Source organism: Pseudomonas sp. SWRI22 (assembly GCF_014268395.2).
GTDB classification, from domain to species: Bacteria; Pseudomonadota; Gammaproteobacteria; order Pseudomonadales; family Pseudomonadaceae; genus Aquipseudomonas; species Aquipseudomonas paracarnis.
This window is the reverse complement of the sequence record NZ_JABWQK020000002.1, coordinates 102,186-114,709: the sequence shown is the minus strand read 5'-3', so window position 1 is coordinate 114,709 and position 12,524 is coordinate 102,186. Positions and strand designations below refer to the sequence as shown.

Here is a 12,524-nt window from a genome sequence, read left to right as displayed (position 1 = left end):
AGCCCCGCGCAGGTGAGCGCGGGGCTTTTTTACCAAGGTTCAAGATGAAATCCCCCTCCTCTTTACCGGTTTCCAAACCGCTTGATTTTTGGCTGTGCCTGGGCCTGCCTGCCAGCGCTGCAGTGGCCTTGCTGTTGCTGGAGCTGACGTCACTGGACATGGACCTGGCCAGGCTTTTCTACAGTGCAGAGGCTGGCGGCTTCATTGGCCGCTATAGCTTCTTCCTTGAAGACATCCTGCATGACCGTGCCAAGCAACTGGTGATCCTGTTTTCGGTGCTGGCGATTCTGGGCCTGGTCGGCAGCTTCATCCTGCAGCGGCTCAAGCCGTACCGCCGTGAACTGGTGTGCCTGGTGCTGTCGCTGGGAATGGCGACGGCGTTCGTGTCGCCATTGAAAACCATCACCGCCGTGCAATGCCCCTGGAGCCTCAAGGAGTTCGGCGGCCAGGAAACCTACAGCGAACTGCTCAGCGCGCGCCCGCCGACCGATAAACCCGGCCGCTGCTGGCCCGGCGGGCATGCCGCCACCGGGTTTGCCTTGTTCGCCTGGTTCTTCGCGCTGCGGGATCGACGGCCACGGCTGGCGCGCTACGCGTTCATCTTTGCTGTCAGCCTGGGCAGCGTGTTTTCAGTCAGCCGTATGCTGCAAGGGGCGCATTTCTTTTCCCACAATGTGTGGACAGCGATCTTTTGCTGGCTGATCTGCCTCGGGCTGTATTGCTTGTTGCTGTACCGGCCTAATCGCATTCTCCTGTAGGAGCGAGCTTGCTCGCGAAAAACGCACAGGCGCCGCGTTTACTCAGCAAGCACGCTTTACCGTTGACGTTTTTCGCGAGCAAGCTCGCTCCTACAGAGGAAGGCAAGCCGTGCATAAAAAAGCCCCGCCTGCATCACTGCAGGCGGGGCTTTTTATTGTGCAGGGTAAGGCTGGCTTACATCATGCCGCCCATGCCACCCATGCCGCCCATGTCTGGCATACCGCCGCCAGCCGAGCCTTCTTTCTTCGGTGCTTCAGCGATCGCAGCTTCGGTGGTCAGGATCAGACCGCCGATGGAGGATGCTGCTTGCAGCGCGGAACGAGTCACCTTGGTTGGATCCAGGATGCCCATTTCGATCATGTCGCCGTACACGCCAGTCGCAGCGTTGTAACCGTAGTTACCTTTGCCGTTCTTGACTTCGTTGACCACAACGCTTGGCTCGTCGCCGGAGTTGGCAGCGATCTGGCGCAGCGGTGCTTCAACGGCACGGCGCAGTACAGCGATACCGACGTTCTGGTCAGCGTTGTCGCCGGTCAGGTCAGTCAGGGCTTCCAGAGCACGGATCAGCGCAACGCCACCGCCAGGTACCACGCCTTCTTCAACGGCTGCACGGGTTGCGTGCAGGGCGTCTTCAACGCGGGCCTTCTTCTCTTTCATTTCAACTTCGGAGCCAGCGCCAACCTTGATCACTGCAACACCGCCAGACAGCTTGGCCAGGCGCTCTTGCAGTTTTTCACGGTCGTAGTCCGAGGAAGTCTCGGCAACCTGGGCACGGATCTGAGCGATACGGGACTCGATGTCGCCTTCAACGCCAGCACCGTCAACGATGATGGTGTTTTCCTTGGACAGGGTCACGCGCTTGGCACTACCCAGGTTTTCCAGGGTGGCGCTTTCCAGGCTCAGGCCGATCTCTTCGGAGATAACGGTACCGCCGGTCAGAACGGCGATGTCCTGCAGCATGGCCTTGCGACGGTCGCCGAAGCCTGGAGCCTTGACGGCTGCAACCTTGACGATGCCACGCATGTTGTTCACAACCAGAGTCGCCAGGGCTTCGCCTTCAACGTCTTCAGCCACGATCAGCAGTGGGCGGCCGGCTTTGGCAACGGCTTCCAGCACTGGCAGCATTTCGCGGATGTTGGAGATCTTTTTGTCGACCAGCAGGATCAGCGGGCTGTCCAGCTCGGCAACCATGGTGTCCGGCTTGTTGACGAAGTACGGGGACAGGTAGCCACGGTCGAACTGCATGCCTTCTACAACCGACAGTTCGTTTTCCAGGCCCGAGCCTTCTTCAACGGTGATCACGCCTTCTTTACCGACTTTTTCCATGGCTTCGGCAATGATGTCGCCGATGGAGCTGTCGGAGTTGGCAGAGATGGTGCCTACCTGAGCGATGGCCTTGGTGTCGGCGCATGGCTTGGACAGGTTCTTCAGCTCTTTGACGATGGCGATGGTCGCCTTGTCGATGCCGCGCTTGAGGTCCATCGGGTTCATGCCGGCAGCAACGGCCTTCAGGCCTTCGTTGACGATCGACTGAGCCAGTACGGTTGCGGTGGTAGTACCGTCACCTGCGTCATCGTTGGCACGGGAGGCAACGTCTTTGACCAGCTGCGCGCCCATGTTTTCGAAACGGTCTTCCAGTTCGATCTCTTTGGCTACGGAAACGCCGTCCTTGGTGATGGTCGGAGCGCCGAAGCTCTTCTCGATGATCACGTTACGGCCTTTCGGGCCCAGGGTCGCTTTTACTGCGTCAGCCAGTACGTTGACGCCAGTGAGCATTTTCTTGCGGGCGGAGTCGCCGAATTTAACTTCTTTAGCAGCCATGATCGATATTCCTTAAATACTTTGTAGTAACGGGAAAATGAGCGGGGAAATCAGCCTTCCAGTACAGCGAGAATTTCGTTCTCAGCCATTACCAGCAGGTCTTCGCCGTCGACTTTCACAGTGTTGCTGCCGGAGTAAGGGCCGAAAACAACCTTGTCACCCACTTTCACGGCCAGCGCACGTACTTCACCGTTTTCCAGGGTCTTGCCTGGGCCAGCAGCGACGATCACACCGTGGTTGGCTTTTTCAGCAGCCGAACCTGGCAGAACGATCCCGCCAGCGGTTTTCTTTTCTTCTTCGCTGCGACGGATGACGACGCGGTCGTGCAGAGGACGAAGCTTGCTCATTGTCGATCTCTCCTAATTGTGTTTTTCATCGGCCGGTTCAATCCGGCGGGTTAAATTCCGGCGGTGCCGGTCGCGGCTCGCTGGGCGAGACGCGGAAGTCTGTCTAGTGTCACCACCAGAAACCTTGCGGTGACCGTTACATAAGGGCGCCCAGGCTTATTACAAGGGGCCGGAGATGAAATTTTTTGTGTCGGCTCAAGGGTAAATGCAACACGGCACCCGAAGGTGCCGTGCCGGTGAAGCGGTTATTTGTTGTCGCGGTGTTCGAATTCGCCTTCGATCACATCACCTTCACGCCCCAGGGGTTGGCGCGGAGCCGGACCGCCACGGGGTTGCAGGTCGTCGGCGAACGCACGCTGGCGCATGGCGGCCTCTTCAGCACGCTGGCGCATTTTGCCGGCCAGCAGCTTGCGGGTGAATGGCAGCAACAGCACCAGGCCAAACACGTCGCTGATAAAGCCCGGCAGGATCAGCAAGCCACCGGCCAGGGCCATCATCAGGCCCTCAAGCATGGTCTGGGCCGGCAGTTCGCCGCGGTTCAGGCTTTCACGGGCACGCAACGCGGTCGCCAGGCCGGCGACACGCAGCACCAGGACGCCGAGCATGGAGCCTACGATGATCAGCAACAGCGCCGGGAAAAACCCGATCGCACCGCTGACTTTAACGAATACGAACAGCTCCAGCACCGGGAACAGCAGAAAGAGCAATAAAAAAGGGCGCATCAAATGGTTCCTCAACGCAAGAATGCCTTGCCAGTCCACCTTAGATGACGTCGCCGTTGTGTAAATTCAAGCGTCAACCGTGGTTTTTTTCGGCAACACCTCGGCGTGAGCCAATGAAACCAGGGCTTCGCGTACTTGTGTCGGTGTGTTGCAAGGCGTCTCGAAAGGCAACCAGTGCAAGGATTGGCCGATACGCAAGTGCATGCCTTCGCTGTCGATGCCGGCCAGCTGTGCTGGCTCGCTGGTCGGCAAACCGCCGAGGTCGACGTAATGGGCGATGGCCTTGGTGTGATCACTGTTCATGTGCTCGATCATGCTGCGCTCGGCCTTGCCCGCAAACGGGTTGGCCAAGGTCAACTGGTCGACCCAATGGATCGCGCCAAACCCACCGATATAACGGTGGCGCACCGGCTTGAGCACCCAGAAATCGAAATCGTGGGCCTTGTGGTAGTTGGCCGAATCAGGGAAGTAGCGGTAGTAGCGCTCGGCCGCAGCTTCGATGGCGGCGGGGTCTTCCAGCTTCTCGGCTTCGGCCAGGTAGGTCAGGCGCCCCACGGCTTGCACATCATCGGCCTCGCGCTCACCTACCAACAGCGAACACTTGGGATCTTTTTGCAGGTTATGGGTGTGCTGGGCAATGCGGCTGATCAGGATCAGCGGGCGGCCCTGCTCGTCCAGGCAGTAGGGCACCACCGAGCCAAAGGGAAAGCCGGGCATGGCTTTGGACTGTGTGGCGAGCGCCCCACGGTATTCCTTGAGCAACAGCTCTCGGGCGTTCTTGGCAACCTGCGTGCTCAATAGATGACTCCTCGGGTGTTCCGCGGCCCATGGCATATGGGAATGGATCTCAACACAAGGTAATCAATATCTGCGCAGGTTGCCAGAGTGGCCGACGCCGGTTTACCAGGCCACGCCGAAGCCTGCGGTGTAGCGGGTCTTGCTCAAGCTGCTGTCGGAGTCGCCGCTGATGACGTCACGCTCGGCCTTGAGGTTGAGGGACGCCCATTCGGTGACTTTGTAGCGCAGGCCCATCTCGGCATCCAGGGAGTAATCGGCCGGACCGTCCAGAGGCTTGCCCAATTCGCCGTTGGTGAAGAACTCCACGGTCTTGCCCACCAGGTAGCGGTTGTAGTTCCACTTCATGGCCAGAGAGTAAAAGTTGTCCTTGCCGCCGTCGGCATATTCGTAATCGGTGCGGTTGACCAGCGAACCGAGGGAGAACGCGCCCAACTCATCATCCCAGAACTGGTAGCCCGGGCCGGTACCCACGGTGCGCTGGCGCGCCAGGTCCTCGACCTTGTCGCGCTTGTAGGTCAGGCGCCCCTGCCAGAACCAGTGCTCGGTGATAAAGCGGTCCAGGTCGTATTCCAGGGCCCAGTTGTCGGTGGTGGTGACGTCGTCCTGGAACTCGCGGTTGTATTCGCCCTTGCCCGTATGACGCCACTGGCCGTGACGGGCCGAGGTCTTGAAGTCGATGTCGTAGTCGTTGGTGTCTTTGTCCGCGCGCTTGTAGTCCAGCGCCAGGTCGACGTTACCCTTCCACACCAGGTCTTCGATCACGGGCTTGGGCTTCATGATCTGTTGGATACTTGCCAGTTCCACCGTCTTGGGCGCCTCGCCATTGGCCAGCACCACCTTGCCATCATCCGATGCCTGCAAGGATTTGGCCTTTTCACCGCTGTAGGCGTCCTGCTTGACCAGCAGCTCCTGGTCACTTTCCAGGGTTTTGACCTGTTTCCAGTCCACCGGAATGGAGCCTGCGTAGTCGGTTTGGATCAGCAACTTGCCACCGTCGAAGACTTTGATCTTGCCGGTGAGCCGGTCACCGTTTTTCAACCAGACGGTATCGGCGAGCAAGGGCGTGGAAGCACTGAAAACAGCAAGGCACAACAGGGTTCTGGACAACATAAGCAAGTACGGGACTCGGGGTTGGCGAAAATAAGGGGCGTTATAGTGTTACATGGCTAGAACTGACTCAAGGATTTATATTGAGTTCAATACTCATCGTCATGTTTACAGACGTTTCTGACAAAACAACGACGATCTCAACGGATATCCCCACAGTGATCCTACCCGCCGATACGCCACAAAGCCCCGCCGAGATGCGCCGCACCGCCCTCTACCTGACGTTGTCGCAGGTGCCCGAAGGCTGCGTGGTGAGTTACGGCGAGCTGGCCCACCTGGCCGGTTTGGGGCGGGCTGCCCGCTGGGTCGGGCGCACCCTGAGCCAGTTGCCGCAAGACACGCGGTTGCCCTGGCATCGGGTGCTGGCTGCCGGTGGTCGGATAAGTTTGCCGGTGGGCAGCGCCTCGGGTGACGAACAACGTGCGCGTTTACGTAGCGAAGGCGTCACCATCCTGAACAATCGTGTTGATATTCAGCGTCATGGCTGGCGCCCGGTAGAGCACAGCGGTTAGAGTGCGCGCTTTGTTTCCGCAAATCTGAGGCAGACTCCAGCCCATGCCCCGTAAAACCTGGCGCGCCGCGCTCGCCGCCTATGCCAGCCCTTCGACGTTAGTGCTGTTGTTGCTCGGTTTCGCCGCCGGCATGCCTTACATGTTGGTGTTCTCGACGCTTTCGGTGTGGCTGCGTGAAGCCGGTGTGGCTCGCGAGACCATTGGCTATGCGAGCCTGATCGGCCTGGCCTACGCCTTCAAATGGGTCTGGTCGCCGCTGCTCGACCAATGGCGCCTGCCATTGCTTGGCAAACTGGGGCGGCGTCGCTCCTGGCTGGTACTGGCCCAGTCGCTGGTGATCCTCGGATTGATCGGCATGGGCTTTTGTGACCCGCAAAAACACCTGTCCTGGTTGATCGCCATTGCGGTAGTCGTCGCCTTCGCGTCGGCCACGCAAGACATCGCCGTGGATGCCTACCGCCTGGAAATCGCCGACGACAGCCGTCAGGCCGCCCTGGCGGCAAGCTACATGTCCGGTTATCGCATCGCCGCCCTACTGGCCACGGCCGGTGCGCTGTTCTTTGCCGAAGGCTTTGGCTCCACTGGCTTCAACTATAAACACTCGGCCTGGACCGGCACCTATGTGTTGTTCGGCGTGTTGATGGTGCCGGCGTTGCTCACCACCTTCCTCATGCGTGAACCTGATGTGCCACTGCGCACCCAGTTGCAGGCCGGCCGCTACAGTTTCATGCACCAGTTGGTGTCGGTGTTTGTACTCATCGTGCTGTTGGTCTCGGTGCCGGCGATGTTCACCCAGTTGTACAACACCGACTTCGCCAGCGTGCTGTTCCAGGGCGTGAGTTTGTGGGAACTGCTGATGGAAGACCGCGCGTTCCTGCGCGCCATCCTCTATATCATCCTCACTACCCTGTGCCTTTCAGCCATGGGCCGCCGGGGCCTGGCGCCCGTGCTCACGCCGGTCAACGACTTTATCCTGCGCTACCGTTGGCAGGCGCTGCTGCTGCTCGGGCTGATTGCCACCTATCGCATGTCCGACACGGTGATGGGCGTCATGGCCAACGTGTTCTATATCGACCAGGGTTTCACCAAGGACCAGATCGCCGGGGTGAGCAAGATCTTCGGCCTGATCATGACCCTGCTCGGCGCCGGCATGGGCGGCCTGTTGATCGTGCGGTTCGGGATACTGCCGATCCTGTTCATCGGCGGCGTGGCCTCGGCCGGTACCAACCTGCTGTTCGTGATGCTCGCCGACATGGGCCCCGACCTGCAGATGTTGATCGTCACCATCTCCCTGGACAACTTCAGTTCGGGCATGGCCACTTCGGCGTTCGTGGCGTACCTGTCGAGCCTCACCAACCTCAAGTTCTCCGCCACCCAATATGCGCTGCTCAGTTCGATCATGCTGTTGCTGCCGCGTTTGATCGGCGGCTATTCAGGGGTGATGGTGGAGAAGTTCGGTTATCACAACTTCTTTATGATCACCTGCCTGCTGGGTGTGCCGACGCTGCTCCTGATTGCGCTGCACTGGTTCCAGGAGAACCGCCGCGCCCGACTGAATCCCCCGCCGGAAGACTGATACGACTCGGTCAATGTGGGAGCTGGCTTGCCTGCGATAGCGGCGTTGGGTTCACCATCGCTATCGCAGGCAAGCCAGCTCCCACACAAGCGATGGTTACGACAGATACACCCAGCTACCTCACGCCTGTACTCCGGCGACAAGCGCCCGTACAATCCCAAGTCATTTCAAGTCCAAGCAACCGACAACGGCCTACCATGCGTACCAGTCAATATTTGCTCGCCACACAGAAAGAAACGCCTTCCGACGCGGTTGTGATCAGCCATCAGCTGATGCTGCGCGCCGGTATGATCCGCAAACTGGCCTCGGGCCTGTACACCTGGTTGCCCATGGGCTTGAAGGTGATGCGCAAGGTCGAAGCCATCGTTCGTGAAGAAATGAACGCGGCCGGCTCTCTGGAAGTGTTGATGCCGAGCACCCAACCGGCTGAGTTGTGGCAGGAATCCGGGCGCTGGGAAGAGTACGGCCCTGAGTTGCTGCGCTTTAAAGACCGTCATGGCCGCGATTTCTGCGCCGGCCCGACCCACGAAGAAGTCATCACCGACCTGATGCGCAACGAGCTGAGCAGCTATAAGCAGTTGCCGCTCAACCTGTATCAGATCCAGACCAAGTTTCGTGACGAGATCCGCCCACGCTTCGGCCTGATGCGTGGCCGCGAGTTCATCATGAAGGACGCCTATTCGTTCCACGCCGACCAGGCTTCCCTGCAAGCGACCTACGACCGCATGCACCAGGCCTACTGCAACGTGTTCACGCGCCTGGGCCTGAAGTTCCGCCCGGTTGAAGCGGACAACGGCTCCATCGGCGGTGCCGGCTCCCACGAATTCCACGTGCTGGCCGAGTCCGGCGAAGACGATATCGTGTTCAGCAACGGTTCCGACTACGCGGCGAACATCGAGAAGGCCGAAGCCATACCACGTGAAACCTCGCGCCCTGCTCCCACCGAGGAACTGCGCCTGGTCGACACGCCAGACACCAAGACCATCGCGGCCCTGGTGGAGAAATTCAATCTGCCGATTGAAAAGACCATCAAGACCCTGATCGTGCGCGCCGAAGAAGAAGGCAAGCTGATCGCCCTGGTGATCCGTGGCGACCACGAGCTCAACGAAATCAAGGCCGCCCAGCAACCTGGCGTGGCAAGCCCGCTGGTCATGGCCACCGATGCCGAACTGCGCGACGCCATTGGCGCCGGTGCCGGCTCCCTGGGCCCGCTGAACCTGCCGCTGCCGATCATCATCGACCGTTCGGTCGAGCTGATGAGCGACTTCGGTATCGGCGCGAACATCGACGACAAGCACTACTTCGGCGTGAACTGGGAGCGTGACCTGCCGGTTCCGACCGTGGCCGACCTGCGCAACGTCGTGGCCGGCGACCCGAGCCCGGATGGCAAGGGCACCCTGGAGATCAAGCGCGGCATCGAAGTCGGGCACATCTTCCAGCTGGGCAACAAGTACAGCAAGGCGATGAAGTGCGAAGTACTGGGTGAGAACGGCAAGCCGATCACCCTGGACATGGGCTGCTACGGCATTGGCGTATCCCGCGTGGTTGCCGCTGCCATTGAGCAGAACAACGACGAGAAAGGCATCATCTGGAGTGACGCGCTGGCGCCGTTCCAGGTAGCCCTGGTGCCATTGCGCTATGAAACCGAGCAAGTACGCGAAGCCACCGACAAACTGTACGCGGAACTCACCGCTGCCGGTTTCGAAGTGCTGCTCGATGATCGGGACAAGAAAACCAGCCCGGGCATCAAGTTCGCCGACATGGAACTGATTGGCATCCCGCACCGGATCGTGGTCAGTGACCGCGGCCTGGCGGATGGCAATCTGGAATACAAGAGCCGGACCGAAGCCGAAGCCCAACCGTTGCCGGTGGCTGACGTGCTGTCTTTCCTCCAGGCGCGTATTCGTCGCTGAAAACCAGATCAAGAGAAGTCATGTTCAAGCGAAACACCAGAGCCCTGGGGGGCGCCGCCTTGTGCGGCGCCCTGCTGGTCAGCGGCTGCGCCAATCAGATGTCGCAACGCAGTGAGCACGAGGAGCGGGTCGAGCGTAAGTTGCTCGACCACAGCCTGCAGATCGATGTAGGCGAACCCACAGTGCTGGAGCTGCCGCAACGCCGGGTTCGCATTCATGAGCAGAAGACCTTCGAGGTCACCGAATTCGAAGTCACCCGTCGTTATGACCGATACACGCCCTACCAGCCCTGGCGCAAACTCTATGAGATGCCCTTGGGTGCCGTGGCGCTGGTGGCGGGCGTGGGTGCCAACGTGGCGAATATCTTCGCCCTCGGCAACCTGCCCACGAGTGTGACCCATGACTGGTTGAGCTACGGCGTGGACGGCATCAACCCGTTCATGAACGTGCAATCCCACGGCCGTGCGCAACAGAACCTGGCGGCTATCGATGAAGTCCAGCGTGACAAGCGCCTGGAGTATTCGAGCCTGCCCTGGAGCGAGCGCCCGGTGCAAGTCACTGCCGGCAAGCAGACCCATGAGCTGACCACCGACCGTAACGGCATCCTGCGCCTTAACCTGTTGGACAGCCCCTTTGCCGAGCAGGACCTGAACCGCGTCACCACGCTGAAAATCACTGTGGCGGATGGCCAGGACGACGTGCATACCGACTCGACCCTGGCGGTCAGCAACACGCTGCGCAGCAAGCTGCTCGAAGCCCATGCCCTGATCTATGACGACCTGGAAGATGACGAAGTGAACCAGTGGGTACACCGGGTCAAACGCCTGTCGGAGCTGGGCCTGGAAGAAGAAGCCAGCGAGCTGGAACAAAGCCTGATCGAACTGACGCGCAATGATCCGGAGTTGCAGCAGGAGTTTGTGCAGGCGTTGACCAAGGACGGGGGGCGTTTGGTGGCGGATCCCGGCGCACGCTGATCGCTCAATACCTGTGAAGATCAAACTGTGGGTGCTGGCTTGCCTGCGATAGCGGTGTATCAGTTAAAGCATTCGTGACTGACACACTGCTATCGCAGGCAAGCCAGCTCCCACATTTGTTTCGGGTTTTTACCAGGAAAACTCGAGCTGTTCGTTGCCGCCGCTCAGGTCCAGCAACCGTACGCCTATCCCCAACAACCGCACCGGCTTGCCCCCGCGATTGAACGCCTGGGTCATCAACTGTTCATAACTCTCCAGATCCCGCCCTGCCCCCGCCTGCTCCAGCGTCGTCTGGGTAAAGTCATGAAACTTCACTTTCACGAACGGCTTGCCCGCCCGGTAGCTACTGTCGATACGCGCCATGCGCCCGGCCAGGGTCTCCATCAACTCCGGCAGTTTCGCCAGGCAACTTGAAAGATCGGGCAAGTCCACGTCGAAGGTATTTTCTACACTGATGGATTGCCGCCGGCTGTCGTTTTGCACTACACGATCATCAATCCCACGGGCCAGGCTCCAGAGGCGCTCGCCAAAACTGCCGAATTCGCGCACCAGCGCCAGTTTGTTCCAGTCGCGCAATTGCAGGCAGTCTTCGATGCCCAGGCGCGCCAGCTTGTCAGCGGTGACCTTGCCCACGCCATGCAGCTTGCTGACACGCAACTGCGAGACAAAGTCTTCAACCTGATCCGGCGTGATCACAAACAGGCCGTTGGGCTTTTTCCAGTCGCTGGCGATCTTGGCCAAAAACTTGTTGGGCGCCACGCCGGCAGACACAGTGATATGCAGCTGGTTGGAGACCCGGCGCCGAATGTCCTGAGCAATACGCGTGGCGCTGCCGCCAAAATGCGGGCTGTCAGACACGTCGAGGTAAGCCTCATCCAGCGACAACGGCTCGATCAAGTCGGTGTAGTCGCGGAAAATCAGCTGGATTTCTTTCGACGCTTCTTTATAGGCATCCATGCGCGGCTTGACGATGGTCAAGTCCGGGCACAGCTTCAGGGCGTGACGTGACGACATCGCCGAACGCACCCCATACGCCCGCGCCTCATAATTGCAGGTGGCGATCACGCCGCGCCGATCTGCCGAGCCACCGACAGCCAAGGGCTTTTGCGCCAGGCTCGGGTCGTCGCGCATCTCGATGGCGGCGTAGAAGCAATCACAGTCGACGTGGATGATTTTGCGCTGCGTCATATAAACGGGGTGTTAACCAACGGGTGGCCAGTATCGCACTCACCCCTGTATATAGCACCAGTAGTTTGAATCTTCTGTCTGAGCGGTAGGAAATTTCGTAGATGAATATATTTTCTCAATCGAATCCAGCATCCCAATAGAGCTGAAAGCCTTGCCCTGCCTAGCTTCAAGCCCTCAAGAAGCCCCTCATCAAGCGCTAACCAATTGAAGCAAAAGCGCTTTTCTTCGATTCACAGGTTGACACACTCGCGTTCCTCTGTAGAATGCCGACACACAGACGCGGGATGGAGCAGTCTGGTAGCTCGTCGGGCTCATAACCCGAAGGTCGTCGGTTCAAATCCGGCTCCCGCAACCAAACATCAAAAAAGGCTACTCGAAAGAGTGGCCTTTTTTGTGCGCGCTTGTTTTCCCTTGCAGAATGCGCCCAACACCTTGATTTCAGAATAATTAGCGCTTATTTCAGTGATCGGCTCATTAACGGTTGACACCCCGCCATTGGGCTGTAGAATGCCGCCCACAGACGCGGGATGGAGCAGTCTGGTAGCTCGTCGGGCTCATAACCCGAAGGTCGTCGGTTCAAATCCGGCTCCCGCAACCAAACATCAAAAAAGGCTACTCGAAAGAGTGGCCTTTTTTGTATCTGGCGAAAAAGTTCTTCTGAAACAATGGCATGGCATCTTTCATGAAACCGTAGACGGTTTGCAGAGTCCATCTCATTGCACGCTATGCTCAATGCTCAAGCGCTACCCCTCTACGACCAATGGCCGCAGTCGCCGCGCCCGGTGATCCGCGTTAATATTTGTAATT

11 protein-coding genes and 2 tRNA genes are annotated in these 12,524 nt (G+C 59.2%); 7 read left to right on the top strand and 6 right to left on the bottom strand.

Annotated features, from left to right (window positions below):
- Window positions 1-44: 44 nt before the first annotated feature.
- A complete protein-coding gene (locus HU730_RS17870) occupies window positions 45-758 on the top strand; it encodes a phosphatase PAP2 family protein (RefSeq protein ID WP_186527668.1) in 714 nt (237 codons plus the stop codon).
- 175 nt (window positions 759-933) lie between these two features.
- Here HU730_RS17870 and groL read toward each other — a convergent pair whose 3' ends face one another.
- From groL to HU730_RS17845, 5 genes are all read right to left on the bottom strand, one after another.
- Window positions 934-2,580, bottom strand: a complete 1,647-nt coding sequence (gene groL / locus HU730_RS17865; RefSeq protein ID WP_034128624.1) for a chaperonin GroEL — start codon at window positions 2,578-2,580, stop codon at window positions 934-936.
- 50 nt (window positions 2,581-2,630) lie between these two features.
- Window positions 2,631-2,927 carry a co-chaperone GroES gene (locus HU730_RS17860; RefSeq protein WP_017846112.1) on the bottom strand — a complete coding sequence of 99 codons (297 nt, stop codon included), beginning with the start codon at window positions 2,925-2,927 and terminating at the stop codon, window positions 2,631-2,633.
- Window positions 2,928-3,172: 245 nt separating this feature from the next.
- Window positions 3,173-3,649, bottom strand: a complete 477-nt coding sequence (locus tag HU730_RS17855; protein WP_096144458.1) for an FxsA family protein — start codon at window positions 3,647-3,649, stop codon at window positions 3,173-3,175.
- Between the two features lie 66 nt (window positions 3,650-3,715).
- Window positions 3,716-4,447, bottom strand: a complete 732-nt coding sequence (locus HU730_RS17850; RefSeq protein ID WP_186527667.1) for a HugZ family protein — start codon at window positions 4,445-4,447, stop codon at window positions 3,716-3,718.
- A 102-nt stretch (window positions 4,448-4,549) separates the two neighbouring features.
- Window positions 4,550-5,557, bottom strand: coding sequence for a DUF481 domain-containing protein (locus tag HU730_RS17845; RefSeq protein ID WP_034128627.1), 1,008 nt, complete (start codon window positions 5,555-5,557; stop codon window positions 4,550-4,552).
- A gap of 155 nt (window positions 5,558-5,712) precedes the next feature.
- On the opposite strand from HU730_RS17845, the gene HU730_RS17840 reads away from it, so the two are divergent.
- From HU730_RS17840 to HU730_RS17825, 4 genes are all read left to right on the top strand, one after another.
- A complete protein-coding gene (locus HU730_RS17840) occupies window positions 5,713-6,066 on the top strand; it encodes an MGMT family protein (protein WP_081095696.1) in 354 nt (117 codons plus the stop codon).
- Between the two features lie 43 nt (window positions 6,067-6,109).
- Window positions 6,110-7,642, top strand: coding sequence for an AmpG family muropeptide MFS transporter (locus tag HU730_RS17835; protein ID WP_034128628.1), 1,533 nt, complete (start codon window positions 6,110-6,112; stop codon window positions 7,640-7,642).
- Between the two features lie 197 nt (window positions 7,643-7,839).
- Window positions 7,840-9,555 carry a proline--tRNA ligase gene (locus HU730_RS17830; protein ID WP_034128629.1) on the top strand — a complete coding sequence of 572 codons (1,716 nt, stop codon included), beginning with the start codon at window positions 7,840-7,842 and terminating at the stop codon, window positions 9,553-9,555.
- A 20-nt stretch (window positions 9,556-9,575) separates the two neighbouring features.
- Entirely contained in the window at window positions 9,576-10,529 is a 954-nt protein-coding gene (locus tag HU730_RS17825; protein WP_057975080.1) for a hypothetical protein, read from the top strand.
- Between the two features lie 129 nt (window positions 10,530-10,658).
- Here the strand turns inward: HU730_RS17825 and dinB are convergent, their stop codons facing one another.
- Window positions 10,659-11,717 carry a DNA polymerase IV gene (gene dinB / locus HU730_RS17820; RefSeq protein ID WP_003193948.1) on the bottom strand — a complete coding sequence of 353 codons (1,059 nt, stop codon included), beginning with the start codon at window positions 11,715-11,717 and terminating at the stop codon, window positions 10,659-10,661.
- Window positions 11,718-11,995: 278 nt separating this feature from the next.
- On the opposite strand from dinB, the gene HU730_RS17815 reads away from it, so the two are divergent.
- Both HU730_RS17815 and HU730_RS17810 read left to right on the top strand, forming a co-directional pair.
- A tRNA-Met gene (locus tag HU730_RS17815) sits at window positions 11,996-12,072 on the top strand.
- A gap of 166 nt (window positions 12,073-12,238) precedes the next feature.
- A tRNA-Met gene (locus HU730_RS17810) sits at window positions 12,239-12,315 on the top strand.
- Window positions 12,316-12,524: the final 209 nt, after the last annotated feature.